Below are 25,402 nucleotides of genomic sequence, written 5' to 3' on the forward strand. Positions count from 1 at the left end.
AGCCGGGGAGGAGGGATGCCCGTGGCCGGGCGAGCAGGACGCGTGCTGCTGAGCGCTGGACTGGTGCTGGTCACGCTGGCCGGCGGCGCCGGTGGGTACGGTCTCGGGCACCTGACGCAGCCGGAGGAGCGGCCGTCGGGGACGGCGAGCCCGCTCGGGCCCGGCACCGGTACGCCGACGCCGGTTGAGCCGCGCAATGTCGCGGTGCCGGACCCGACGCCCGCGCTGAAGCGCAACAAACTGCAGTACAAGGAGCGCGAGTTCACCTCGGAGCTGACGGTCCGCTCGCAGGTCACGGTCGACGTGCCGAAGAACTGGCCGATGACGATGTCGGCCGAAACACCGAACGAGGCGCGTTTCACCGATCCGGCGGCGAAGCGGTTCATCCGGATCAAGGCCGGTTTCACCATCGAGGAGCCGCCGGCGGCGGCGCTGGCGGCACGGATCGCCGGACTCGCCGCTACGCCGTACCGGGCGAACCTGAAGATCGTCAGCAAGGTCGTTGCCAACGACAAGCGGTCGGCGACGCTGGTCTACACCTGGATCCCGGACCGCACGCTGCGCTACGTGATGGTGCGGTGGGTCGCGCTCGACGACTCCGGCAACAGTGCCGTCGAGATCGGAACCGGCGGGCTCGACCAGGACCGGGAGGCCCTGGACGCGGTGCTCGACCGAGCGAGTGAGACGGTCACCCGGTCCGACTCCTCGTTATGACGCGTCGCGCGGCCACATCATCCGGAAGACGATCGAGCGGAACCGGTAGAACCGGCGGCGGCTCGACTGGACCAGGGCCGGCGACGGCGTCAGCCGGTCGATCACATCCCGCACGGGGACTCCTCAGCGGCGTGGAACTAGTTGGGGGCCGCAGCAGAGTAGGCGTCCGGGCGCGGACAGTGAAATCCCCCTGACACCAAAGTTTACGAATCAATTGCGCAGGACGGTGCTGTACGGCGAGATCTCGCCCAGCGTCCGGGGCTCGACGTACCGCTGGTAGCTGAACCCGGCGGCCCCGCCGACGAGCAACGCGATCACCGCCGCCGCCACCCACCGGCCCTTCCGCCGCCCACTCCGAACAGGCGCAGCACCCGAGCCCTCCGCAGGCGCCACAGCACCTGCCGCCGAGCCGTCCGCAGGCCCCACAGCACCCGCCGAGACTCCTGCAGGTGCCACGGCAGCCCCCGCGGCCGAACCCTCCGCAGACCCCACAGCAGCCGCCGCCCAGCCCTTCGCAGGCGCCACAGCAGCCACCGGCGAGACCCCTGCCGGCGCCACCTCATCAAGTACCGGCGCGCGCCGAGGCCCAGGGAGCGCTCCATCCGGCTGCGACGAGGCCTCGGCCTTCATCACCGTCGGCGCGTTCTCGTCGCTCAAGGCCGTCAGCTCGGGGTCGTCGGTCGCGACAGTCTCCGCGACCGCCACGACCTCCGTCGGCTCACCGACGACCGGCTGCGGCAGATACCCGTGCGTCGTCTCGTCCAGCGCCCCGACCAGCTCGCGCGTGAAGCTCGCCACGTCCGGCCAGCGGTTCGCCCGATCCGGGTCGAGCGCGCGCACGATCGCCTCGTCGATCTTGTCCGGTACGTCGAACCCGAGGCTGCTCGGCGGCGCCGGCGCGTTCACCCGCCCGGCCGCGCCGAGCCCGTCGACCTGGTGCGGCGACCGCCCGGTCAGCGCGGCGTACGCCACCGCGCCCAGCGAGTACTGATCAGCGCGCTCGTCGAGCCGCTCGCCCATTGCCTGCTCGGGCGCGACGTACGACGGCGTACCGCCGGGCATCGTGATCCGGGAGACCTCGTCGAGCGACTTGCCCAGCCCGAGGTCGGACAGCACCGCGCGCTCGCCCTCGTCGGCGCTGCGGAACAGCACGTTCGCGGGTTTCACGTCCCGGTGCAGCAGGCCGCGCCGGTGCAGCGCCTGCAGGCCGCGACCGACCTGGACGACGACACCGACGGCCTCCGCGGGCGCCAGCGGCTCCTTCTTCAGCCGGTCCGCGAGCGTGCCGCGGTCGGCGTAGGTGAGGACCAGGAACGGGCGGCCGTCCTCGAGCTCACCGACGTCGTGCACCTGGACGACGTTCTCGGACTCGACCCGGCGCAGGAAGCGGCCTTCCTCGAGAAAACGTTTCCGGACCGCGTCGTCGTGGGCCCAGTTCTCGGCCAGCACCTTGACCGCGACCTCGGCGTCCAGCTGCTCGTCGTGGGCCAGCCACACCGTCGCGAAACCGCCTGAGCCCAGGCGTCGGCGCACGACGTACCGGCCTAGTCTGGATGGGACCCCCATACAAGGCATTATGGATCACTGGGAGTTCCCTGGTCCCGGCCGTGTTGACAACCCTGTTGACAACCCCGGGAACCACCGTGGCGGAATCGAACAGACAAGGTGCTGATGAGCGACACCAGCGGACCGACCGACGATCTCGGAGTCCTGGCCGAACGGGCCCAGGCCGGTGACAAGAACGCCCTGGACGACCTGCTCCGGCTGGTCTACCCGCGGGTGCTGCGGATCTGCCGCAGCGTGCTGCCGTACTCCGCGGACGCCGAGGACGCCGCGCAGGAGGCGCTGCTGAACGTCGCCACCAAGATCAACACCTACTCGGGCCGCAGCAGCTTCTCCACCTGGGTGCACTCGGTCGCCGCGAACTCGGCGCGCTCGACGTACCGCAAGCTGAAGCGCACCGCGCAGGCCGCGCACAACCCGGACACGATGGACAAGCCGGACCCGCGCACCACCAGCGTGATCGCCGGCACCCGCCTGGACCTGCTGGAGGCCCTGGAGACGCTGGAGAAGTCGCGTCCCCAGATGGTCACGCCGCTGGTCCTGCGCGACGTCTACGGCCTCTCGTACGAGGAGATCGCGGCCGAGGTCGGAGCGCCGCTGGGGACGGTCAAGTCCCGCATCCACGACGCGCGCGAGGTCGTCCGGCCGCTGCTTCGCCCGAAAGACTGACCCAAAGGGAACAGTCTCCACAGCAAGTACCAGCCAGCACCTGGCAGCCGGCCCCCGACCTCGGGTTCTGGTCGAAGCCCCCGGCCCGGGACCCCCGGGCGGCTGCAGATGACTTCCTTTGAACGTTCAACAGCTGAGCAGCCGTCGGGGACTCCCGCCGCGACCTGGTCTGTGCTCAGATGGGGACATGAAGAAGCTCATCAACGACCCTGCCGATGTTGTGAGTGAAGCGCTGCGCGGGATCGCTCTCGCGCACCCCGACCACGTCCGGGTCGACCACGAGAACCGGATCGTCTACCGCAAGGACGCACCCCGCTCCGGGAAGGTCGGGCTGATCTCCGGCGGTGGCTCCGGCCACGAGCCCATGCACGGCGGCTTCGTCGGCCTCGGCATGCTCGACGCCGCCTGCGCCGGCGAGGTCTTCACCTCTCCCGTGCCCGACCAGATGATGGCCGCGACCAAGGAGGTCGACGGCGGCGCCGGCGTCCTGCACATCGTGAAGAACTACACCGGCGACGTGATGAACTTCGAGATGGCCGCCGAGCTGGCCGCGGCCGAGGCCGGCACCGAGGTGCTGTCGGTCGTCACCGACGACGACGTCGCCGTCCAGGACAGCCTGTACACGGCCGGCCGCCGCGGTGTCGGCGTGACCGTGCTGCTGGAGAAGATCGTCGGCGCGGCCGCCGAGGAGGGCCGCCCGCTGCAGGAGGTCGCCGACCTGGCCAAGAAGGTCAACGACCAGGGCCGCAGCATGGGCATGGCGCTCACCTCGTGCACCGTCCCGGCCGCCGGGAAGCCGACGTTCGAGCTGGCCGAGAACGAGATGGAGGTCGGTATCGGCATCCACGGCGAGCCCGGCCGGCAACGGTTGCCGCTGGCCCCGGCCAAGGACGTCGCCGCGCTGCTCGTCGACCCGGTGCTGCAGGACCTCCCGTACCAGCAGGGCGACTCGGTGATCGCCTTCGTCAACGGCATGGGCGGTACGCCGCTGATCGAGCTGTACGTGATGTACAACGAGGTCCGCCAGCTGCTCGACGCGGCCGGGATCACGGTCGCCCGTTCGCTGGTCGGCAACTACATCACCTCGCTGGAGATGGCCGGCTGCTCGGTAACGCTGCTGAAGGTGGACGACGAGCTGGTCCGGCTCTGGGACGCCCCCGTGAACACCCCCGGCCTGCGCTGGGGCGCGTGAGCATGGGTGTCGACGACTTCGCGAACTGGCTGCGCGACCTGGCCGCGAGCCTGCACGAGAACGCGGCGTACCTGACCGAGCTCGACTCGGCGATCGGCGACGCCGACCACGGCAGCAACATGGACCGCGGCTTCCAGGCCGTCGTCGCAGTGCTCGACGAGACGTCGTTCACGGCGGTCGACGAGCTGCTGAAGAAGGCCGGGATGACCTTGGTCAGCAAGGTCGGCGGGGCGAGCGGGCCGTTGTACGGGACGTTCTTCCTGCGCTTCGGGACCGCGCTGGCCGGTGTCGAGGTGTCGGCGGCGACTGTCGGCGAGGCACTGAAGGCCGGGGTCGGCGGGATCCTTGCCCGGGGCAAGGCCGAGGTCGGGGACAAGACGATGTACGACGCGTGGGCGCCCGCGCTTTCGGCGTACGACGAGGCTGTTGCCGGCGGCTCGGACCTGCGCGGGGCGCTGGTCGCGGCGGCCGAGGCGGCGGCGAAGGGGCGGGACGAGACGGTGCCACTGGTCGCGCGGAAGGGGCGGGCGAGCTATCTCGGCGAGCGGAGCGCGGGGCATCAGGATCCTGGAGCGACGAGTACGACGCTGTTGCTGGAGTCGGCCGCGCGAACCCTGGGCTGACGCGTGATCGGGATCGTGGTGGTTTCGCACAGCCGCGCCTTGGCCGATGCCGCGGTCGGGCTGGCCTCGGAGATGGTTGCTGAGGGCAATCGTCCGGTGATCGCGGTGGCGGCCGGGCTGGACGAGACGACGTTCGGGACTGATGCGGCGGCTGTCGCGGAGGCGATCGGGACGGCGGACTCGGCCGATGGTGTGCTGGTGCTGCTCGATCTCGGGAGCGCGGTACTGAGCGCCGAGCTGGCGCTGGAGTTCGTGGACCCGGAGATCGTCGAGCGGGTGAAGCTGTCGAGCGCGCCGCTGGTCGAAGGGTTGGTCGCTGCGGTGGTGACGGCGTCGACCGGGGCTGCGTTGGACGACGTGGCCGCGGAGGCTGCGCGGGGGTTGGCGGGGAAGCAGGATCACCTGGGTGAGGCTGTGATTGAGGAGCCTGCCCCGGTTGCTGCTGGTGGACAGACGCTGGAAGTTGCTTTGCGCATCGAGCATGGGTTGCACGCTCGGCCGGCGGCTCGGTTGACTGCGCTGGTGCGGCAGTTCGATGCTGCGGTGACGGCGTACAACCTGGACACCGGGAAGGGGCCGGTTGATGCGGGGAGCCTCAGTCGGGTCGCGACGTTGAATGCGCAGCAGCACCATCGGGTGGAGTTCGCGGCGTCAGGTCCGCAGGCGGCGGAAGTGCTGGCGGCGATCAAGGCGCTGGCCGATCGGGACTTCGATGACCAGCCAGAGGTCGCGGTGGGTAGGGCCGAGGGTGGGAGTGGTTCTGGGCTGGATGTTGCTGTCGGACCTGCTGTGGTGGTTGCTGCTGATGTTGAGCTGGGAGGCTACGCGGCCGGCGACATCGACATCGAGCGGGATCGGGCCAAGCAGGCGCGAAGCGCCGCCGAGGATCAGTTGCGGCGGTTGCGGGACGCGGCGGCGGAGCGGCTCGGTGGAGACGAGGCGGGCATCTTCGACGCTCAGGCGGGGTTGCTCGCGGACAGCGTGGTGCTTGACGGGGTGTTCCGACTGGTTGCCCAAGGCACCAATGCGGCCGTTGCCTGGAGGGACTCGCTTGATCGGCTGGCCGACGAGTTCGACGGGCTCGACGACGCCTACCAGCGGGAGCGGGCGCAGGATGTCCGAAGCGTGCGGGACCGCGTCCTCCGGGCGCTGACCGGCGCCCCGGAGCCTGCGGCGCCGGCGGCGGGGAGCGTGCTCGTGGTCCCCGAGCTGGATGCCGCGACGGCTGCGGTGGTCGACGCGGGAGTGGCCGGGATCGCCGTACGGGCTGCTGGGACGACCGGGCACGGGGTGATCGTGGCGCGGTCGCGGGGAATCCCTTTGATCACCGGGATCGGCGATGTCACCGTGGCCGACGGGGTGCTGGTCGGGTTCGACGCGCGCAGCGGAAGCTTCGTGGTGGAGGCTGATCGGCAGGCGTTCGAGCGGACGATCCGGGAGCGGCAGGACGAGCGTGATGCCGCGTTGACGGCGGTCGACGAACCGGCGACGACGACCGACGGGCGGACGATCCCCGTGCTGGTGAACGTCGGGTCGGTGCAGGACGCGCGGGATGCGCGCGGGGCCGACGGATCAGGACTGGTCCGGACGGAGGTGCTGTTCGGTGATCGCGCGACGGCGCCGACGGCGGCCGAGCAGGCGGCGGCGTACCGGGAGATCGCGGCGGCGCTGGGTGGGAAGCCGATCACGATCAGGACCTGGGACGTGGGTGGCGACAAGCCGCTGCGGTTCCTCCCGCAAGCGACCGAAGCGAATCCGTTTCTGGGCGAGCGAGGGATCCGCACGTTCCGTCAGTCGAGGTCCGACCTGCTCGCGACTCAGCTCGAGGCCATCCGCTTGGTGGCTGCCGAGACTCCGGTACAGGTGATGTTCCCGATGGTGACCACCGCCGAGGAGGTCACCTGGGCCCTTCAGCAGCTCGGTCCGCGGCCGGCGGGGCTGAAGGTCGGGATCATGGTCGAGGTCCCGGCCGCGGCGCTGCGGATCGAGACGCTCGCGAAGGACCTCGACTTCGTGAGCATCGGGACCAACGACCTCACGCAGTACACGACAGCCGCCGACCGGACGAACACAGCAGTGGCCGGCCTGGCCGACGGGCTCGACCCCGCCGTACTGCGGCTGATCGACCGTGTGGTCAGGCAGGTCCCGCTGGGCGTGCACGTGGCAGTCTGCGGCGACCTGGCCAGCGACCCGCTGGCGGCTGTGCTGCTGGTGGGGCTCGGCGTACAGGAGTTGAGCGCTGTCGGCCCGCAGGTCCCCCTGGTGAAGGCCAAGCTGCGTCAGATCAGCGCGGTCGATGCAGCGATGGCTGCAGCGACCGCACTGACCCTGGACAGCGCAGCAGCGGTCCGTCAGCGGTTGAAGTAGCGCAGCTCAACCAGGTTGTAGCCGGAGGTCTTCACCGACTTGGCGGGGAGCGTGTACGACGCCCCGGGCTCCAGGTACACCAGCCCGTCCTGGGGCGCCGTCTCCAGATCCAGGTCGACCACCAGTGCGGGGTAGGCGCCGGTGCGCCACGTGTACGTGTCCCCCGCGTCCGGCGTCACGTGCTGGACGCGGACGTCGTCCTCGTCGACCACGGTCTTCGCCGGGACCTCACCGACCTCCGCGAACGCGCTCTCCGCCGCAACACCCTCCGGTACGTCGTACGCCGCCCCGGACGCCTCCTCACCGAGATCGAGCACCTCGATCAGCCGGTTCCGGTACGCCGCGTCGCCGTGGTTGGTGAGCATGTGCACCGGCGACACCGGCCGGTAGACCGAGCCGCCGACGGTCTCGCTGAGCTGGCGAGCCGGGCTGCCGTCGAGCCAGTCCATGTGGCAGGGCGACGTGGACAGGCACAGCACGACGTACGGGTTGTGGTGCAGGTGCCAGCCCTGTGCCTCACCCGGGTCGAGCGCGACCTCCCAGACCCGGACGCGGGGGTTCTCCAGCAGCACCCGGGTGCCGATCTCGCCGAGCACGACCTCGGTGCCGTCCGGGGCGAGCGCGGTGGTTCCTGCAGTCATCGTGGATCTCTCCGATTCAGTCGACGGACCGTTCCATCGCGACGCCGCCCAGGACGACGCCGTCGGGCATGGTCAGCTCCTCCGCGGCGAGCTCGGTGAAGCCGAACGACTTGTACAGCGGTACGCCGGGCAGCGTCGCCATCAGCGCGAGTCGCGTGAACCCCTCGGCCCGGGCGGCGTCCACGCAGGCGGTCAGGATCGCCCGGCCGAGGCCGCGCCGGGTCCAGTCCGCGCGGACGAACATCGCCCGGATCCGGGCCGGCTCGGTCGCCGGGTCGAGCAGCCGCGCGTCCGCGCCGGCGCCGGTCCCGTTGTAGAGCTTGTTGCGCCGGCTCCAGCCACCGCAGGCGACGATCTCCCCGGCGGCCTCGTGCACGTAGTACGTGCCGTCGTCGATCAGCGCCAGGTCCAGCGCGGCGATGTGCACCGCGGCACTGGCCGTCTGCCGCTCGTCGTAGTACGCCGGGAACAGCTCGGCCACCGACGCCCGCATCAGCTCCGCGATCGCGGCGGCGTCGGCGGCCACGGCGGGCCGCAGTACAGGGGTCACACCGGTCAGGCTATTTCAGGCTGTCAGGGCGCGCCGTGGTGGGCCCTGGTCGCTCGGAACAGCAACGTGCCGCCGACGAGCATCACGGTCGCCGCGTGCAGGACCTTGTCGGGGTGGTGCTCGAGGATCAGCATCAGGACGCTGGCGACGAGTGCCGCGCCGCCGAGCAGGCCCTGGAGCACGACTTCGATCCACCAGCGGAACGTCCCGGCTAGTACCGGTGAGCGGCCGGGCGGATCGGTCGGGTTGGGCAGCCGCATCATCGCCTGCTCGCGCTGCTGTGCACGCATCGCCGCCCAGCGACTCGCGCGAGGCGGCGCGGGAGGGGGTGCTGCTCGACGTTGTGTCTCGTCGTGTCGCTGCGCTTCAGCCTCTTCTTTCCGCTGCCGGCGCTTCCACTCGGTACCGTGAAAGTGCGCGATCCCCTCGACCGCACCCCCATGCAGAAGCTGTGTACTCCACCGAGCCTGCACCCGACCGGCGTCAGTCAGCTCGTAGGCCCCTTCAACCAACCCCCGCTCGACCAGCTCCTCGAGCACCGCTCCGAGCTGGTCCTCGGCAACCCCCGTACGCCGCGCAAGGTCCTCACGAGTCCGCGGCCCCGCAGCCAGCATCCGCAGAACCTGCGTCCGCAGTGCGTCCTCCGGCGCCTCGACCTTCGCCCGCGGACCAGCTACCCGCCGGCGCATCGCGCGCTTCTTCTCCACCCGCGCCGCCAGCGCCGCATCGATGAACCTCGCGCCAGGCTTGGCCAGCGCCCGCCGCAAGCTGAGCCGCCCGATCCCACCGGGCGCCAGCTCGAACCGCGGCCCGCCCGAGCTTGCTCGGCCTGCGCCACCGGAGTCGCCGTCCAGCGGCAGCACCGCGATGTACTCGTCCTCGACCATCTGGTCCAGCAGCTCGGCCACCCGCCACGGGTTCGTCCCGACCGCCCGGGCCAGCTCGTTCTCCGTCCGCGGCCCGCTCTCCAGCGCGCGCAGCAGCGCAAGCTCGATCGCACCGTCGTCCTGCTCCACCCCGGCCTCCCCAGCCCGCCGACCGGCAGTAGTCTCCCACCCACCACCGGTCGCCAACCCTCAGTTGCAGCAAGCTGCAGAACTCAGCCGACCACCAACTGCAGGATTCCCGCCGATGCCGTCGGCTGGAGCGTCGCCTCGACCCGAACAATCTGCGCCCGGACCGGCGCGAAGCTCGCGGTGCTGAGACAGTCCGGAGCCACCGGGTACGTCGCCTCGATCGGCCGCCAAATCTCGCCGTCCAACCAGAGCGCCCGCCACGACGCCGGCAGCCGGCAGTCCCCCGCGTCGTCCACCCAGTAGACCGACACGGTCGACAGCTCCCGTGGCGTCCGCAGGTCGTACTGGATCCACTCGGTCGTCCCCCGTTGCTCGCGCCAGGTGAAGCGCGGGATCGTGACATCGGCCGACGACGCCGGGACCCGGTCGTCGTTCACCGCCTCCAGCGAGTCGGCCTTATGCACGTGCGACGCGGTGATCCGGGTGCGGTACACCCAATCGATGCCCTCGGCATCGACCTGCGGGAACGCCGTGACCCGCAGCCGCGCGGCGCCCATCGGGATCAGCGCGATCTGCTCGACCGGCTCCGTACTCCGCGCAGGGCTCGGCTGGAGCAGCCCGACGACGTCCTCGGTGTCGGTCTCCCACTGCGGGATCCGCTGCCCGGTAGTCGTGATCGCGAGCGGTACGCCGTCCTGCGTGAACGGGTCCTGCCCGGCGTCGCGGCGAACGAGCTCGAAGGTGGCATCGGTCGGGAGCCCGTAGTTCCACGGCGACTCGGCGTGGACGGCGAGCTCGGGCCACTCGTCGGTGCCGCCGATCCGCTCGTAGCGCTCGGCGATCGCAAGCGAGTAGGTGAGCGGGCCGCGGTCGACCGAGATCGAGTTCTGGTTGGCCGCCCAGGTCCGGGTGGTGATCCGCATCGGGAGCTTCAGCGTCACCTGGTCACCGTCGGACCAGGTCCGGTCGAGCTTCACCCAGTTGCCCTCGGCCCGTTCACCGTCGACCTCGGCCCCTTCCGCCCAGCCGGGAATCCTCAGGTACAAGGGGAACTCGACCGGATCAGCCGTCCCGACAGTGAAGGTGATCGTGTCGCCGAACGGATACTCGGTGTCCTGGGCAACAGTCACCGTGCGACCGTCCCCGACGGTCGCGGTCACCGCGCTCGCGGCGTACAGCGACGCCGCCAGCCCGCCGTCGGTGGTGGCCAGCCAGAGCTCCTGCGCGTAGTACGGCCAGGCCATCCCGTAGTTGTGCGGGCAGCAGCGGTACTGGCGGACGCCGTACTTGAAGGCCTGCATCGGGAAGGGATTCTCGAACTGCCCGTGCTTCATCCGGTCGTCGAGCTGCACGCTGTTCGCGCACGTCATGTAGTGCAGCACCTGCTGCAACGGGTCGTACGACGCCGGCAGCGCGTTGAACGCGAGCTCCTCGCAGCGGTCGGCCCAGACCGTGTCTCCGGTGAACCGGGTGAGCATCTCGAAGCTGTGCATGAACTCGGCGATCCCGCACACCTCGAAACCCTGCCGCGGGTCGACGAACCCGGGCCGCGGGTTCTCGTCCCCGGCGAACCCACCGCCGGGGAACTGCCCGTACTCCGCCATCACCGTCGCGTAGTTCCGGTACGTCGCCGCGGCGTAGTCGCGATCGGTGGCCAACAGCCCGTACTGCAACGGCTCCCGGAACCCCTGCGCCAGGTTCACGTTGTGCCAGTTCGGGATGCCGGAGACGTAGTCGGCCGAGCCCGCGTGCATCTTGTGCACCAGGTCGAGCAGCCATGCGTCGCCGGTCCGGTTGTAGAGCCAGTACGCGCTGTCGATGTTGTCGCCCCAGCGGAACGCACCCCACGACCGGTTGAACACCTCCGGCGGCTGCGTGTTCTGGAACGCCAGGTACCGGGTCATGAACGGGATCACCCGCTCGTCGCCGGTGTACTCGAACCACGAGCGCAGCGCGCCGAGCAGCGGCATCCCCGGCCAGAAGTCGGGGCCGCCCTCGAGCGACGTCCGCAGCCGCTCCGGCCCGAACCAGCCGTCGGCCGCCTGGGTCGCGAGGATCCCGTTGATCCACCGCTCGGTCCTCATCAGTACGCCGGGGTCGCCGGTGACGTAGCCGAGGTCGCCGAAGCCGCGCAGCCAGTACGGCAGCTCCTCCCAGGCGTCCAGCGCCGGGTCGACCCAGCCGTTGGTCTCGTACACGAGGAAGTCCGAGATCTCGTCGTACCGGCCGCAGAGCCCCTTGACCTGCAGGTCGAGCTGCTGCGCCAGCCAGCCGCGCGGCACGATCGCGCCCGGCGGCAGCTTCTGGAACGGGACCGGCCGCAGCGGCTCCCGGTTCGGGACGTAGTGGCCACCGCGGGTGGCCGGGGGAAGGTCGGGCACGGGCTCGCCTTTCGCCGGATGACAACGTGAGACACCCCAGTCCTACCCCAGGTGCTCACCCGCTGACACTTCCGTGCGCTGAAATGGGCCGAAAGGTGCTGGACATGTACGGGGCATGACGCAGACACCGATCAGGCCCCGCCCCGGGCCAGTGAGCGAGGCAGCTGTGCACGACCCGCCGGGCGACAGCAGCCGCCGGGACCGGTTCGAGCAGGTCTTCGCCGCCCATCGGGAGGCGGTGCTCGGCTACCTGCTGCGGCGGACCGGCTCCAGCCACGACGCCGCCGACCTGCTCGCGGACACCTTCGTGGTGGCCTGGCGCCGCCTCGACGAGGTGCCCGGCGGGGACCAGACCAAGCCCTGGCTGTACGGCGTCGCGCGGCGGGTGCTCGCCAACCACCGGCGCGGTGAAGGCCGCCGCAACGCGCTCGCCGACCGGCTGCGCGACGAGCTGGTCGACACCGCGACCCCGGGCCCGGAGCCGCTCGACGGGGACTCGGCGACGGCGCAGGCGTTCCGGGCGCTGCCCGAGCCGGAGCGGGAGCTGCTCACGCTGGTCGCGTGGGAGGACCTGGACACCGCGCAGATCGCGACCGTGCTCGGCTGCTCGCGCAACGCCGTACGGATCAGGCTGCACCGGGCGCGCAAGCGCTTCACCAAGCTGCTCACCACCCGCCCACCGGTGACGGTGCGAGGAGAGGTATCCCATGAAGACATCTGACACCGACGCGGCCGTCCGCGCCCTCAAGCCCGGTACGACGCCTCAGGTGGGCGCCGAGACCTGGGACCACCTCGCGGATGCGATCTCTGCACCTGATGTGCACCCGCTGGCCCAGGACGGTAGTTCGGTTGCGTCGACCAACTGGCGACGGATCAGTCGTCCTTCCCGTCCCCGGCTCGCGCTGGCCGGTGCGTTCAGCCTGCTGATCGTCGGAGTCGTCGCGGCCACCGTCGTACGGACACCCGGGCAGGATCAGCCGCAGGCTCTGTCGTTCACCGACAGCGGCAACACCGTGATCGTCCGGGTGGTCGATCCGAACGCCGACCCGAAGCGCTACAACGCCGAGTTCAAGGCGATGGGCCTGAAGGTCAAGGTGAAGACCGTGCCGGTCAGCCCGCCGGGCGTCGGCAAGTTCATCACCTACGCGGTCCCGGTCGGTGGCGGCGACGGCCTGCGGCTGCTCGATCCGGGCGAGAAGTGCAGCGGCACCTTGAACGCCTCCGACCCCGGCTGCCAGGACGGCGTCGAGGTGCCGAAGAACCTGGACGGCTGGGCGGAGATCGAGTTCGGCCGGGCCGCGAAGAAGGGCGAGCTGTACCACCACTTCAGCAGCAACATCGACGACCCGGGCGAGGTGCTGGCCGGGGTGAAGTTCCGCGGCCTGACGATCGCGCAGGTCAGACCGGTCCTGGCCGCGCACGGCCTGACGATCGAGAGCTACCACGCCGCCGGCACCCGCCCGGAGACCGGCCCGATCGACACTCCGCCGGACAGCTGGTTCGTGCACGACGCCACGTCGTACGTCGCCGGCGAGGTCCAGCTGGACGTCTCGGCGACCAAGTAAGCCCGTGGCCCGTCGGTCCTACCCGGACCGGCGGGCCTGTCGCTTCGGCGCCGACGCCCAGCGCCAGCTGACCAGCACCCACGCAACCGCCGGCAGCGCGAAGATCGCCGCCGCGACCTCCTTGCCGAACACCAGGAACACCAACCCGGTCAGGAAGAACGGCAGCGCCAGCCACACCATGCCCACGAACGCCGCCCACCGCCAGCGCCCCGGCTTCTTGGCCGGCGGCGAGTAGAACGACGGCGCCGGCAGCCCGCCGAACGCGACCAGCAGGTCCCCGTGCGTCACGGCCTCCTGCACCAGATCGACCCGCCGGTGCAGCTCGCCCTCGTCCAGCCGCCCGATCGCGAACTGCTCAGCCAACTCGTCGAAACAGACCCGGCGCTCCTCGTCGGTCAACCGCACCGAAGCCAGTCGCCGCCGAGCCGCCACCACCCGAGCTTCCTGCCCCGCCGCAGCCGCCATCCCGGCCAGATTCCCCAGCTGCTGCTGCCCCCGCTCCCAGGGCAGATCCGGCCGCCGATCCCACTGCTTGTCAGCCATTTCACACTCCCCACTCGCGTCTCAAAGAGTGTGCCAGACAGGTGGTTACGCGAAGTCTGTCGCGACCAGCCGCTCGCGGACCCGGTCGAGCTGTTCGAAGGTCAGGCCTGCGGAGGTGAGGAAGCCGGGAACGTCGACCGAGCCGAGGAAGCCGACCAGGTCGGCGCAGGCCTGGGCGCAGTGCTGGTCGAGGGTCTGGTCGGGCAGCGGGCGGTCGTCGGCTCCGGCCGCGTAGGTGCGGAGGGCCAGTTCGTAGTCGTCGAGGATGTCGGCGACCGGCGTACCGGCCAGGCTGAGGAGCATGGCGGTGATCATGCCGGTGCGGTCGCAGCCGGCTCGGCAGTGGATGACGACGCCGCCGGGCGGGGCGTCGGCGAGGCGGGCGAAGACCGCGGTGACCAGGCCGGGCCAGCGGTGCAGGACGGCGTTGTAGTACGCCGGGGTGTTCAGCCGCTCGCCCCACTCGGCCATGAAGGCGGCGTCGGACTGGTCCTCGACCGGGTGGTGGTGGACCTCGACGCCGGGGATGTCCCGTACGGCGAGCCGCTCGTCGGCGTTGCGGAGGTCGACGATCGTACGAATCCCGGCCGCGAGCAGCGCGTCGCGGCCGGCCTCGGTCAGTGCGTCGGGGTGCGCGGAGCGGAACACCCGCCCGTACTGGATCGGGCCCCCGGTGGCCGGCAGGCCACCGAGGTCACGGGCGTTGACGGCGCCGTCCCACTCGAGTTCACGGGCGGCGCCGTCCCACTCCTCCGGCACGAAAGATCAGCCCAACGCGGCCGGCAGCGTCGCGGTCCACGCGGCGTGCAGGTCGGTGAGTGCGATCTCGAACTGGTCCTGGACGTCCAGGGTGTCGCCGGTGATGACGCCGATCTTCGCGTGCGGGAAGCGGCGCGCGGTGCACATGTCGGTGAACCGCACCTCCTCGGTCCGCGGTACGGCGACCACCGCACGCCCGGCCGACTCGGCGAACAGGAACAGGAACGGGTCCAGCCCGTCCGGTGCCCAGACCCGCGCGCCGACGCCGCCACGGATGGCGGACTCGACCAGCGTCTGCGCGACGCCGCCGTCGCTGACGTCGTGCGCCGCGTCGATCAGCCCGTCGCGGGACGCGTTGATCAGGATGTCGGCGAGCTGCTGCTCGGCGGCCAGGTCGACGGCCGGCGGGCGGCCACCGAGGTGACCGTGCACGACGTGCGCCCACTCCGAGCCCGACAGCTCCTCCTCGGTCTCGCCGAGCAGGTAGAGCTGGTGGCCCTCCATCTCGGCGGTGAAGCCGATCGGCGTACGGCGGGTGACGTCGTCGATGACCCCCAGGACACCGACGACCGGCGTCGGCAGGATCGGGGTCTCACCGGTCTGGTTGTAGAACGACACGTTGCCGCCGGTGACCGGGATGCCGAGCTCGATGCAGCCGTCGACCAGGCCGCGGATCGCCTCGGAGAACTGCCACATCACCGCCGGATCCTCGGGCGAGCCGAAGTTCAGGCAGTCGGTGACCGCGGCCGGGCGGGCGCCGGTGGTGGCGACGTTGCGGTACGACTCGGCCAGCGCCAGCTTGGCGCCGGTGTACGGGTCGAGCTTGGCGAACCGGCCGTTGCAGTCGGTGGAGACCGCGACGCCCAGGCCGCTGGTCTCGTCGACCCGGATCATGCCGCTGTCCTCGGGCTGCGCGAGCACCGAGTTGCCCAGCACGTAGCGGTCGTACTGGTCGGTCACCCAGGACTTGTCGCACAGGTTCGGCGAGGCGATCAGCTTGAGCAGGGTGTCCCGCAGCTCCTCGCCGGTGATTGCCCGCGGCAACTTCTCGGCGCCGTCGGCCTGCAGCTCGTCCTGCCAGGACGGGCGCTCGTACGGGCGCTCGTAGACCGGGCCGTCGTGGGCGACGGTGCGCGGCGGGACGTCGACGACGCGCTCGCCGTGCCAGTCGATCTGCAGCAGCCCGGTGTCGGTGACCTCACCGATCACGTCGGCCTGGACGTCCCACTTGGCGCAGATCTCCAGGAAACGCTCGACGTTGGCGGGCGTGACGACCGCCATCATCCGCTCCTGCGACTCGCTCATCAGGATCTCTTCGGGCGCCAGCGACGCGTCGCGCAGCGGCACCTTGTCCAGCGAGACGTGCATGCCGCCGTCGCCCGCGCTGGCCAGCTCCGAGGTCGCGCAGGACAGTCCGGCGCCGCCGAGGTCCTGGATGCCCTCGACGACCTTGGCCGCGAACAGCTCCAGCGTGCACTCGATCAGCAGCTTCTCCATGAACGGGTCGCCGACCTGCACCGCGGGGCGCTTGGTCGGGCCGCCGTCGGCGAAGGTCTCCGACGCGAGCACCGAGACGCCGCCGATGCCGTCGCCGCCGGTCTTCGCGCCGTACAGGATGATCTGGTTGCCGATCCCGGTCGCGTTCGCGAGGTGCAGGTCCTCGTGCTTCATCACGCCGACGCAGAGCGCGTTGACCAGCGGGTTGCCCAGGTACGTCGAGTCGAAGACGACCTCGCCGCCGATGTTCGGCAGGCCGAGGCTGTTGCCGTAGCCACCGACGCCGGAGACGATGCCGGGCAGCACGCGCTTGGTGTCCGGCGCGTCCAGCGGGCCGAAGCGCAGCGGGTCCATCACGGCGACCGGGCGGGCGCCCATCGCCAGGATGTCGCGGACGATGCCGCCGACGCCGGTCGCGGCGCCCTGGTAGGGCTCGACGTACGACGGGTGGTTGTGCGACTCGACCTTGAAGGTGACCGCGTAGCCCTCACCGATGTCGATCACGCCGGCGTTCTCGCCGATGCCGGCCAGCATCTTGCCCGCCGGGGTCTCCTGCGGGATGTCGCCGAACTTCTTCAGGTGCACCTTCGACGACTTGTACGAGCAGTGCTCGCTCCACATCACCGAGTACATCGCCAGCTCGCAGCTGGTCGGGCGCCGGCCGAGGATGTCCCGGATCCGCTGGTACTCGTCCGGCTTGAGGCCGAGCTCCGCCCACGGCTGCTCGACGTCCGGCGTACTGGTCGCGTTGCTCACGGTGTCGGTGGACACGATTCTTCAGTGCTCCTGAACTAGGTGGGACTCGGGAGAAACGGTAGCTGGCTTCGGCGAGGCGACCAGGTGGGCCACCAGCAGCGGGACGGCGAAGCCGGTCATGATCGCGGGCAGGGCGACGCCCGCGTCGTTCAGCAGCATGCCGACCAGACCGCAGGTCGACAGCGCGAGCAGGGTGGGCCGGATCATCGCCCGGCTGGGGTAGAACTCCCGGTACGCCGCCGACGGCACCCGGTCGGGCAGCACGGTGGCCAGCATCGCCAGGATCACCGCGACCAGCATCGCCCAGCCGGCCGGGCCGGAGAAGAACGCGACCGCCATCTCCAGTTTGCGGATCAGCACGTCGGCGACGTCACCGTCGAGCAGCCGGGCCACGAACGCCCCGAAGTGGCTGCGCTGGTCCTCGGGCCGCAGGTAGTCCAGGAACGCCACCGCCGACACCGCCAGTACGCCGGCCACGCCGATGCCGATCAGAGCGCGCAGCGTGATTCCGCCACGCCAGGTCAGCCAAGCCATCAGCAGGACAGCCGGCGTCAGCGCGATGATGCCGCCGAAGTCCGTACCCCAGCCGGGCTTGCCGTCGACGACGATCGCGGCGCCGCCGATCGCGAGCACCGCCAGCGCGGCCTGGACCCGGCTGCGGTCGATCAGCTTCTGCGCGGCCACCCCGGCGACCACGAGCGCGGCGACCGCCAGCGTCGCGAACGTCGAGTTGCCGAAACCGTAGAACCGGCCGCCGATCACCGGGCCGTCGGCGAACATGCTGCCGAACTGCAGCGGCGTCCCGAGGACACCGTCGACCAGGAGGATCAGGTACGCCGCCAGCGCGATCCCGACGTACGCGTGGCGGCCGAGCAGCAGCTTGGCGGCGGCCGCGAAGCCCGCGCTGATCGCGATCACCACGGCGTACAGGGACAGGCCGGGGGACGGCCAGCGCCACCAGAGCGTGACCGTGGACAGGAAGACCGCGATGAAGAAGCCGCCCTGGGTGAGCAGCGCGAACGAGAACGCGCTGCGCGAACGCTTGCTGCGGGTGAACCAGAACCAGGCCAGCGTGATCAGCTCGGCCGCGAGGATCGTCATCGCGACGATGACCAGGATCGGCCGTGGCTGGTCGAAGCGCTCGTTGGTGTCCATCCGCTCGTCGATCACCGCGGCCGCGTCGGTGTGCACGTCGCCAGACGCGCGGATCTCGTTGCCGTCGAGCGGGCCGGGCTTCTCCGCGCCCGCCGGGTCGATCGACTTGGCCTCGCCGCGCAGGATCGTCGCCGTCAGGTCGGTCAGCTGGATCAGGCCGGGACGGCGGGTCGAGTCGCTGGTCAGCCAGCGGGTGCCGTCGTCCGGGGGCAGCTGCAGCACCGGGAGGGTCTCCTGGTGCGCCCACTCGATCTCCTGGCTGATGCCGGCCAGCACCACCCAGCCGTCGGCCGCGCGGGCCTGGGCGACCAGGTCGGCGACCTTCTTGCGGGCCTCCGCGCGGCCCTCGCGGATCGGCATCGCGCCGGCGTCGACGACCGCGTCGCCGCAGGCGCTGCTCGCCAGCCTGGTCGCGTCGAAGGTGGGCTGCCAGTTGCTGACCGTGCCGTCGGTGCGCGCGACGGCGAGCGCGGCGCCCGGACCGAAGCCGCAGACGTTCGCCCGGCTCTCGCCGAGGCGGCCCAGCGGGGCGCCGGTGTGGTGCTCGGCCTGGCGGTCGACGTACGTCTGCCAGCCGTTGATCTTGCCGCCGGCGACCTCAGGGAGGTCACCGCAGGGCGCGTCGGGGACGCTCCCCCAGGCGCGACTCCCGGCGCTCAGCGTCAGCCACCCGTCGACCGGGCAGGTGTGCGGGCCGGCGGTCTTCACCGAGATCGACCCGACGTTCGACTGGTTCACCAGCGCGGTCAGCTCGGGCGAGGCTTTCACGTCGTTCCAGGTCAGACCCGGTACGCCGATGACCACCACCTTCGCGGCCAACTGCTCAGGAGCAGCAGAAGCATGCATCGGTACGGCGAGAGCGAGCGCGGCCAGGAACAGGGTGCGGGCAGAAGTGCGCCGCACCCGGGAGAGCTTCATCAGGAGGCGACGACGGCTTTCAGGACCGAGGTGAAGAAGCCGAGGCCGTCGGTGCTCGGGCCGGTCAGCGTCTCGACGCAGTGCTCGGGGTGCGGCATCAGGCCGACCACGTTGCCGCGCTCGTTGGTGATGCCGGCGATGTCGCGGTACGAGCCGTTCGGGTTGCCCAGGTAGCGGGCGACCACGCGGCCCTCGCCCTCGAGCCGGTCCAGGGTGGCCTCGTCGGCGACGAAGGAGCCGTCCTGGTTCTTCAGCACGATGGTGATCTCGTGGTTCGCGTCGTAGTCGCTGGTCCACGCGGTCCGGTTGTTCTCGATCCGCAGGCCCTGGTCCTTGCAGATGAACTTGCGGTGGTGGTTCTTGATCAGCGCGCCGGGCAGCAGGTGCGACTCGCAGAGCACCTGGAAGCCGTTGCAGATGCCGAGCACCGGCATCCCCTCGCCGGCCTTCTTGATGATCGTGTCCATCACCGGCGCGAACCGGGAGATCGCCCCGGCGCGCAGGTAGTCGCCGTAGGAGAAGCCGCCCGGCAGGACCACCGCGTCGACCCCGTGCAGGTCGGCGTCGCCGTGCCAGAGCGCGACCGCCTCGGCCCCGGCGACCGCGGCCGCGCGGCGCGCGTCGACGTCGTCCAGCGAGCCCGGGAAGGTGACGACCCCGATCTTCACCGGTCGCCCTCGACGTGCAGCGTGTAGTCCTCGATCACCGGGTTGGCCAGCAGGGTGTCCGCGGCCTTCCGGATCTCCGCGACCCGCTCTTCGGTCGCCTCGCCCTCGAGGGTGATCTCGAAGCGCTTGCCCTGACGCACGTCGGCCACGCCGTCGAAGCCGAGCCGGCCGAACGCGCCGTGCACCGCCTTGCCCTGCGGGTCGAGGATCTCGGGCTTGAGCATGACGTCGACGACAACGCGAGCCACTGACTACTCCTGGTTTCGATCCGGGGTGACGCCCGAATCCTACCGACCGGAGCCCAGAACCCAGCATCCGGCAGGCGTAGAGCGGACTATTCACTCAGTACATACACGGAGTGTATAGTCGATCGCATGGCGACCGCGGAGCTGGTTCTGGGACTGCTGTCCCACGCCCCGGCGCACGGGTACGACGTCAAGCGCGGCCACGACGCATGGTTCCCCGACGGCCGCCCGCTGGCGTTCGGGCAGGTCTACACGACGCTGGCCCGGCTGGAGCGCGACGGTCTGGTCGAGGTGGTCGAGAAGACCTCCGGCGGCGGTCCGGACCGGACCGTCTACGCGATCACCGAGAAGGGCCGCAAGCACCTCGCCGACTGGCTCGCCGACCCGGTCCCGCCCGCCTGGGGCACGGCCGACGAGATGATCCGCAAGCTGGTCACCGCGCTGCGCACCGGCGGTGACGCGACCACGTTCCTGGCCCGGCAGCGGGCCGGCCACCTGCGCCGGATCCGCGAGTTGCAGGAATTGACACCGGTCCAGGACGACCCGACGACCAACCTGGTGCGTTCCTACCTCGTCATACATCTCGACGCCGACCTGCGCTGGCTCGACCAGGCGCTGGAGCGGCTCACCGACGACAAGGAGGCCAGCCGATGACGCCCCCACCGGCCCTTCAGCTCACCGATCTCGAGTACGCGTACCGCCGGAACGTGGCGCTGCGCGGAGTGAGCGTCACCGTCGCCCCCGGCGAGGTGGTCGCCGTGACCGGCGCCAGCGGCTGCGGGAAGTCGACGCTGCTGCACTGCGCGGCCGGCATCCTCCGGCCGGACTCCGGGTCCGTCCAGGTCGCCGGCCAGGACCTGTCCACGCTGGCCGAGCAGGACCGGTCAGCACTGCGCCGTACGAGCATCGGCATCGTGCTGCAGTTCGGCCAGCTCGTGCCGGACCTGTCGCTGGCCGACAACGTGGCGCTGCCGCTGCTGCTCGGCGGAGCCCGGCGGGAGACCGCCCGGGCCGCCGCTGTCGAGTGGCTCGGCCGGGTGGGGATCGCCGACGAGGCGGACGCCGTACCGGCTCAGCTGTCCGGCGGGCAGACCCAGCGGGCCGCGATCGCCCGGGCGCTGATCACCGATCCCTCCGTCGTACTGGCGGACGAGCCGACAGGCAGTGTGGACAGCCAGGCCGGTCAGGACCTGCTCAAGGTGCTGCTGCAGTCCACCCGCGACCGCGGCGCAGCGCTGGTGATGGTCACCCACGACAACTTGCTGGCCGCGTCCGCCGACCGGGAGATCCGGCTCCGCGACGGCAAGATCCAGCACGAGGTGACTCTGCGATGAGCCTCCCGCTGAGCACGACCCTCCACCTGGCCAGGACCCGTACGCCGGCCGACCGCAGCCGCGTCCGCCTGGCCACCGTGGCCCTGGCGTTCAGCGGCGCGCTGGTGCTGAACGCGATCCACGTGATGGGGATGGGCCCCGGCGACCTCGACAGCGGCGTCTACAGCAACTACATCGCCGAGGTGGGCCTCCGCTCCGGGCTCGGCGCCATCCTGATCGTCCTCGCCGTCCTGTCCGGCGGCCTGGCCGCCCAGGCGCTCCGGATCGGCACCGCCGCGCGGGAGCAGCGGATCAGCGCTCTCCGGCTGGCCGGCGCCTCCAAGTCCCAGGTACGCCGCCTGTCGGTGGCGGACGCCGGACTGGTCGGCCTGGCCGGTGGTCTGCTGGCCGGGCCGATGTACATGCTGCTCACCGGCGTCTTCAGCCAGCTGCCCCGGATGGCCCGGCTCTTCCCGGGTCTGGGCGCGTGGGACTTCCTGGCCTGGCTCTTCATCGTCGGGCTGCTCACCCTGGGCGGCGTGCTGCTGGGTTTCGTGCTGCACCGGGACCAGCCCCGGGCCAGCGACCAACCGGACATCGCACCCGACCGGGTCTGGCCGGTGGTCGGCCTCGGACTGGCGGTCGCCGGAGCCACGCTGACCTACGCGATCGGGTACTTCGGAGCGGCTGCGACGGTGATCGGGCTGGGCATGCTCTGGTGGAGCGGCTCGGCGGGGGTCAGCCGGGTCGTGGGCCGGCGCCTGATGCAGTCGGGCGACCCGGTCAAGCTGCTCACCGGAGCCCGGCTGGTGGCCGACGCCCGGCCCGCTGCCCGGATGGGCACGCTGCTGTTCTGCTGCGGCTTCCTGGTCGGAGCGATGCTGAGCTCGCTGCTGGGCGTGATGCACGACCGGCCGGACTGGCAGGACCAGCAGTTCTTCATCACCGGCTTCGGCCTGAGCATGGTCGGCGTGCTGCTGATCGCGGTGATCGCCCTGGCGGCCTTCACCGTCGGCATGGCCGACCAGCTGGTCAACCAGCGCCGCCAGCTGGCCTCCCTGACCGCGCTCGGCGTCGGCGACCGGCTGCTGCGCCGGGTCATCCACCGCGAGCTGATGACCACGGCCGCACCGACGCTGTGCGCGGGCCTGGTCGCCGGGGTGCTGACCGGCCTGTGGCGGCTGATCGGCAACCCCGACGACGAGAGCAGTTCGCTCGGGACCACACTGATCGCCGTACTGGCGCTGCTCGTCCTCGGCTGGGCGGTCGCCACGGCCGGTGCCGCGCTCGCCGGTTTCCTGCTGCGCAACCAGCTACGGGACGCACTCGATCCCGAGAATCTGAGGGCCGCTTGATGAGCACCACCCAGATCCCCCGGCCGGCCTCGGTCGAGCTCCTGCTCGGCCTGCCGAACCAGATCACGCTGGTCCGCACCCTGGTCGCGATGACGGTGGCGACGATCGCCTTCGTCACCGGCGACTTCGGCTGGCTGGTGGCCGGCTACCTGACCTACTGGCTGGGCGACTCGCTCGACGGCGGTGTCGCGCGGTACCTGAAGCAGGAGACGGTCGTCGGTGCGGTCTTCGACATCGTCTGCGACCGGGCCAGCTCGTTCCTGCTGGCCGCGGCGTTCATGACGACCTACCCGGACACGGTGGGGCCGCTGGCGATCTACCTGGTCCAGTTCGGTGTGCTGGACACGATGCTGTCGCTGTCCTTCCTGCTCTGGAAGGAGACGCTGAGCCCGAACTACTTCTACAAGGTCGACCAGCCGATCTACGTCTGGAACTGGTCGAAACCGGCCAAGGCGGTGAACACCGGCGCGGTCGTCGTCTCGCTGGTGATCGACCACCTGCTGCACGTGCCCTGGCTGCCGTACGGCGTCGCGGCCGCGGCCGCCGCGGTCAAGATCGCCTCGCTCACCCGGCTGGTCGCGATCCTGCGCGGCCGGCGCGACGCCGTACCGGCGGTGCGATGACCACTGTCAAGCACCCTGGGACCCCGGTGGGGTGGGTCCCTGGTTCGTCCCCGGTGTGGAGCTGGGTCCCGTGACGGCCCTGCTGAGTGCGCATAGCCTCGGAGTCATGTGGGTGTGGCAACTGGTGCTGGCGATCGGCTTCGGGATCGGGTCCGCCGTCGTCCCGGTGCTGAACGCCGAGGCGTACGTGCTGGGCGTCGGGGTGTCCGGCGCGCTGAACCCTGTCGTCGCGGCGGTCGGCGTCTCGATCGGGCAGACGATCGGCAAGGTCGCGATGTTCCTGGCCGTCCGGCACCGGCCGGGCTACACCGGGCGGAAGAAGTCGAAGGAGCCCAAGGCGGTCGACCTGGACACCCGCTGGGGGCGGTTCGTGCAGTGGAACCGCGATCTCAGCAAGCGGCTGCTGGACGCGCTGAGCGACCGCAGGTGGGGTGTCCCGGTGACGTTGCTCAGCGCATCGGTCGGCGTCCCTCCGCTGTACGGCGTGGCGCTGATCGCGGGCGCGAGCCGGATGGGCGTGGTCACGTTCGCGCTGTCGGTGCTGACCGGGCGGGCGGCGCGGTTCGTGCTGCTGGCTCTCGGCGTCGGCCTGTTCTGACGCCGAGAGCCCCTATCGCTCAGGCGCAGCGGTAGCTCGTGGCCACCTTCGGGTCGCCGCCGGCGTACCGGGGCAGCTTGGGATAGGCGCACAGATTGCGCACGGTGCTGCCGTCAGCCGTTGCTGCGGGCAACGTGTTCGGGGCCTTGCCGTGCTCGACCCACTGGACCAGCGAGGCGAGCGGGTCGGCCGGTGCCGGCCCGGCGCCCGGTCCGCAGTGGACGGCGCCCGGCGCGAGGAAGAGCCGGTAGAAGCTGTCGACGTTACCGCCGACGGTCCGCTCGACGCGCTTGCGGTAGTCGACCGAGCCCTGCGCGGTGATCAGCTGGTCGTCCAGCCCGTGCCAGGCGAGCAGCTTGCCGCCCGACTTCTGGTACGCCGACAGATCCGGGTCGTCGGTGCCGATCACGGCGTTGTAGCGCAGCTCCGACTGCAGGAACAGCTTGACGAAGTCGGCGTACCACACGGTCTTGGTGTCGAAGCCCGGGTTCTGCTTCAGGAAGTACTTGACCCAGGCGTCGCCGACGACGAACGGCGCACCGAGCGGCGCGGCCGGCTGGTCGGGCGGGGTCGGCAGCAGCCCGGCGAACGTCGTACCGCGGGTCAGTCCGTACCAGAGACCCTTCGGGCCCTCCCAGATCCGGCGCACGATCCGGGCGTCGGCGGCGGTGATCGTCACCTGCTCGCCGTAGCACTCGACCTGCTGGCCGATCAGGCTTTCCGGCGCCCACGTGCAGTTGGACGGTTCGGCGATGACGCCGTCACGGACGCCGTCCTTGGTGTCGCAGGCCTTGATCGCCGCGGCGTTGAACGCCTCCAGCTCGCAGCTGGTCGGCGCGTGCTTCTCCTGGTTGACGACCACCGCGGGCCAGACCGCCGAGGGCGCCCAGCGGTCCCAGTTGATCGCCGCCGAGGCAGCGAGGATGCCGTCGAAGTCGCCGGGGTAGCGCTGCGCCTCCGAGTAGCCCTGGCGGCCGCCGGTCGAGCAGCCGTTCCAGTACGCGTAGTTGGCCGCGCGGCCGTAGTACGCCTTGGTGACGGCCTTGCCGACGACAGCGAGCTCGTGCGGCGAGCGGTGGGCGAAGTTCTTCAGCAGCGTCTGGTCGACCTTGCCCTGCGCGGTCAGCGCCCAGGCCGGGTCGATCGGCGACGGGCCGACACCGGCGTCCGTGGTCGCGGCGGCGTACCCGGCCTTGACCGCCTTCACCGAGGCGTCGCCGATCACGTCACCGGCGGCGTACGCGCTGCCGCCGAGCGCCTGGAAGCGCTGGTTCCACCCCTGCTCGGGCAGCAGCGTCATCACCTTCACGTGGTCGCTGCCGTGGGTCAGCGTCACCGTGACCTCGCAGTACGCCGGTACGCCGTCCACCGGCGGCGTCGGCGGGAACGGCGGGTTCGACGGGAACGTCACCGTGCCGCCGGGCCTGGCCACCGCGACCACGGACTCGACCCGTGCCCCGGCCGGGGCCTGCACCGGGACCGGCGTACAAGCCGTCGCCGTGGGTGCGGCCGGAGCCGCTGAACTGGCGGGCACCAGCACCGACACCGGCACCACCCCGGCCGCCAGAATCATCACTAGTCGTCTCATGGCCCCGATCGAAACAAGGCCGCCGGCGGGGAAACAGGGACGAGTTGTCCCGTGATCCAGGCCACACCCATCGACTCGACGTCACCGGTTGGACCGGTTACTC

The 25,402-nt window shown here is 70.9% G+C and carries 24 protein-coding genes and 1 pseudogene; 13 read left to right on the plus strand and 12 right to left on the minus strand.

The genetic code is table 11. The features are described from left to right. Positions 1–21 precede the first annotated feature (21 nt). Positions 22–714 carry a hypothetical protein gene (locus tag AB0M01_RS15150; RefSeq protein ID WP_363669606.1) on the plus strand — a complete coding sequence of 231 codons (693 nt, stop codon included), beginning with the start codon at positions 22–24 and terminating at the stop codon, positions 712–714. Between the two features lie 210 nt (positions 715–924). On the opposite strand, the gene AB0M01_RS15155 is transcribed toward AB0M01_RS15150, so the two are convergent. Next, positions 925–2,247 (minus strand): serine/threonine-protein kinase, encoded by a 1,323-nt coding sequence (locus AB0M01_RS15155; protein WP_363669608.1) that lies wholly within the window; start codon positions 2,245–2,247, stop codon positions 925–927. Positions 2,248–2,385: 138 nt separating this feature from the next. On the opposite strand from AB0M01_RS15155, the gene AB0M01_RS15160 reads away from it, so the two are divergent. The 5 genes and pseudogenes from AB0M01_RS15160 to ptsP all read left to right on the plus strand — a co-directional run bounded on the left by AB0M01_RS15160 (position 2,386) and on the right by ptsP (position 7,128). Next, complete coding sequence (locus tag AB0M01_RS15160; protein ID WP_363669610.1) at positions 2,386–2,946, plus strand: sigma-70 family RNA polymerase sigma factor; 561 nt, start codon at positions 2,386–2,388, stop codon at positions 2,944–2,946. Positions 2,947–3,133: 187 nt separating this feature from the next. Next, on the plus strand, positions 3,134–4,138 hold the full coding sequence (gene dhaK, locus AB0M01_RS15165; protein ID WP_363669611.1) for a dihydroxyacetone kinase subunit DhaK: 1,005 nt from the start codon (positions 3,134–3,136) through the stop codon (positions 4,136–4,138). A 2-nt stretch (positions 4,139–4,140) separates the two neighbouring features. After that, on the plus strand, positions 4,141–4,761 hold the full coding sequence (gene dhaL, locus AB0M01_RS15170) for a dihydroxyacetone kinase subunit DhaL (RefSeq protein WP_363670562.1): 621 nt from the start codon (positions 4,141–4,143) through the stop codon (positions 4,759–4,761). 3 nt (positions 4,762–4,764) lie between these two features. After that, positions 4,765–5,145 (plus strand): annotated as a pseudogene (gene dhaM / locus AB0M01_RS15175) (dihydroxyacetone kinase phosphoryl donor subunit DhaM); the annotation flags it as partial. Between the two features lie 30 nt (positions 5,146–5,175). Continuing rightward, the gene (gene ptsP, locus AB0M01_RS15180) at positions 5,176–7,128 is read left to right on the plus strand and encodes a phosphoenolpyruvate--protein phosphotransferase (RefSeq protein ID WP_363670564.1); all 1,953 of its coding nucleotides are present in this window, start codon (positions 5,176–5,178) and stop codon (positions 7,126–7,128) included. Here the strand turns inward: ptsP and AB0M01_RS15185 are convergent. The 4 genes from AB0M01_RS15185 to AB0M01_RS15200 form a co-directional block, all read right to left on the minus strand. Beyond that, positions 7,113–7,769, minus strand: a complete 657-nt coding sequence (locus tag AB0M01_RS15185) for a hypothetical protein (RefSeq protein WP_363669612.1) — start codon at positions 7,767–7,769, stop codon at positions 7,113–7,115. The genes ptsP and AB0M01_RS15185 overlap by 16 nt on opposite strands. Positions 7,770–7,785: 16 nt before the next feature. Continuing rightward, a complete protein-coding gene (locus AB0M01_RS15190) occupies positions 7,786–8,319 on the minus strand; it encodes a GNAT family N-acetyltransferase (RefSeq protein WP_363669614.1) in 534 nt (177 codons plus the stop codon). 23 nt (positions 8,320–8,342) lie between these two features. Continuing rightward, positions 8,343–9,335 (minus strand): hypothetical protein, encoded by a 993-nt coding sequence (locus AB0M01_RS15195; RefSeq protein ID WP_363669615.1) that lies wholly within the window; start codon positions 9,333–9,335, stop codon positions 8,343–8,345. Positions 9,336–9,418: 83 nt separating this feature from the next. Next, on the minus strand, positions 9,419–11,716 hold the full coding sequence (locus tag AB0M01_RS15200; RefSeq protein ID WP_363669617.1) for a beta-L-arabinofuranosidase domain-containing protein: 2,298 nt from the start codon (positions 11,714–11,716) through the stop codon (positions 9,419–9,421). Positions 11,717–11,831: 115 nt separating this feature from the next. On the opposite strand from AB0M01_RS15200, the gene AB0M01_RS15205 reads away from it, so the two are divergent. Both AB0M01_RS15205 and AB0M01_RS15210 read left to right on the plus strand, forming a co-directional pair. Then, a complete protein-coding gene (locus tag AB0M01_RS15205; RefSeq protein ID WP_363669619.1) occupies positions 11,832–12,437 on the plus strand; it encodes a sigma-70 family RNA polymerase sigma factor in 606 nt (201 codons plus the stop codon). After that, the gene (locus AB0M01_RS15210) at positions 12,424–13,281 is read left to right on the plus strand and encodes a hypothetical protein (RefSeq protein ID WP_363669621.1); all 858 of its coding nucleotides are present in this window, start codon (positions 12,424–12,426) and stop codon (positions 13,279–13,281) included. Before AB0M01_RS15205 ends, AB0M01_RS15210 begins: the two co-directional genes overlap by 14 nt. A gap of 18 nt (positions 13,282–13,299) precedes the next feature. On the opposite strand, the gene AB0M01_RS15215 is transcribed toward AB0M01_RS15210, so the two are convergent. The 6 genes from AB0M01_RS15215 to purS are packed head-to-tail and all read right to left on the minus strand — an operon-like array spanning position 13,300 to position 19,825. Continuing rightward, entirely contained in the window at positions 13,300–13,824 is a 525-nt protein-coding gene (locus AB0M01_RS15215; protein WP_363669623.1) for a DUF1707 domain-containing protein, read from the minus strand. A 45-nt stretch (positions 13,825–13,869) separates the two neighbouring features. Continuing rightward, positions 13,870–14,583, minus strand: coding sequence for a tyrosine-protein phosphatase (locus AB0M01_RS15220; protein WP_363669625.1), 714 nt, complete (start codon positions 14,581–14,583; stop codon positions 13,870–13,872). A 6-nt stretch (positions 14,584–14,589) separates the two neighbouring features. Continuing rightward, positions 14,590–16,851: a phosphoribosylformylglycinamidine synthase subunit PurL gene (gene purL, locus AB0M01_RS15225; protein WP_363669627.1), complete on the minus strand. Its 2,262-nt coding sequence runs from the start codon at positions 16,849–16,851 to the stop codon at positions 14,590–14,592. Between the two features lie 6 nt (positions 16,852–16,857). Continuing rightward, positions 16,858–18,894, minus strand: a complete 2,037-nt coding sequence (locus AB0M01_RS15230) for a hypothetical protein (protein WP_363669629.1) — start codon at positions 18,892–18,894, stop codon at positions 16,858–16,860. A 14-nt stretch (positions 18,895–18,908) separates the two neighbouring features. After that, positions 18,909–19,577, minus strand: coding sequence for a phosphoribosylformylglycinamidine synthase subunit PurQ (gene purQ / locus AB0M01_RS15235; RefSeq protein WP_363669632.1), 669 nt, complete (start codon positions 19,575–19,577; stop codon positions 18,909–18,911). Next, the gene (gene purS, locus AB0M01_RS15240; protein WP_344182620.1) at positions 19,574–19,825 is read right to left on the minus strand and encodes a phosphoribosylformylglycinamidine synthase subunit PurS; all 252 of its coding nucleotides are present in this window, start codon (positions 19,823–19,825) and stop codon (positions 19,574–19,576) included. The genes purQ and purS overlap by 4 nt, the downstream gene beginning before the upstream one ends. A gap of 126 nt (positions 19,826–19,951) precedes the next feature. On the opposite strand from purS, the gene AB0M01_RS15245 reads away from it, so the two are divergent. The 5 genes from AB0M01_RS15245 to AB0M01_RS15265 all read left to right on the plus strand — a co-directional run bounded on the left by AB0M01_RS15245 (position 19,952) and on the right by AB0M01_RS15265 (position 23,711). Then, on the plus strand, positions 19,952–20,476 hold the full coding sequence (locus tag AB0M01_RS15245; protein ID WP_363669635.1) for a PadR family transcriptional regulator: 525 nt from the start codon (positions 19,952–19,954) through the stop codon (positions 20,474–20,476). Next, the gene (locus tag AB0M01_RS15250; protein WP_363669637.1) at positions 20,473–21,156 is read left to right on the plus strand and encodes an ABC transporter ATP-binding protein; all 684 of its coding nucleotides are present in this window, start codon (positions 20,473–20,475) and stop codon (positions 21,154–21,156) included. The genes AB0M01_RS15245 and AB0M01_RS15250 overlap by 4 nt, the downstream gene beginning before the upstream one ends. After that, positions 21,153–22,490, plus strand: a complete 1,338-nt coding sequence (locus tag AB0M01_RS15255) for an FtsX-like permease family protein (protein ID WP_363669639.1) — start codon at positions 21,153–21,155, stop codon at positions 22,488–22,490. Before AB0M01_RS15250 ends, AB0M01_RS15255 begins: the two co-directional genes overlap by 4 nt. Beyond that, entirely contained in the window at positions 22,490–23,113 is a 624-nt protein-coding gene (locus AB0M01_RS15260) for a CDP-alcohol phosphatidyltransferase family protein (protein ID WP_363669641.1), read from the plus strand. The genes AB0M01_RS15255 and AB0M01_RS15260 overlap by 1 nt, the downstream gene beginning before the upstream one ends. 106 nt (positions 23,114–23,219) lie before the next feature. Continuing rightward, positions 23,220–23,711 (plus strand): hypothetical protein, encoded by a 492-nt coding sequence (locus tag AB0M01_RS15265; protein WP_363669643.1) that lies wholly within the window; start codon positions 23,220–23,222, stop codon positions 23,709–23,711. Positions 23,712–23,730: 19 nt separating this feature from the next. Here the strand turns inward: AB0M01_RS15265 and AB0M01_RS15270 are convergent, their stop codons facing one another. Further along, positions 23,731–25,299 carry a tannase/feruloyl esterase family alpha/beta hydrolase gene (locus tag AB0M01_RS15270; protein WP_363669645.1) on the minus strand — a complete coding sequence of 523 codons (1,569 nt, stop codon included), beginning with the start codon at positions 25,297–25,299 and terminating at the stop codon, positions 23,731–23,733. Positions 25,300–25,402: the final 103 nt, after the last annotated feature.

It is taken from the genome of Kribbella sp. NPDC051770 (genome assembly GCF_040681455.1).
In the GTDB taxonomy this organism is placed as follows: domain Bacteria; phylum Actinomycetota; class Actinomycetes; order Propionibacteriales; family Kribbellaceae; genus Kribbella.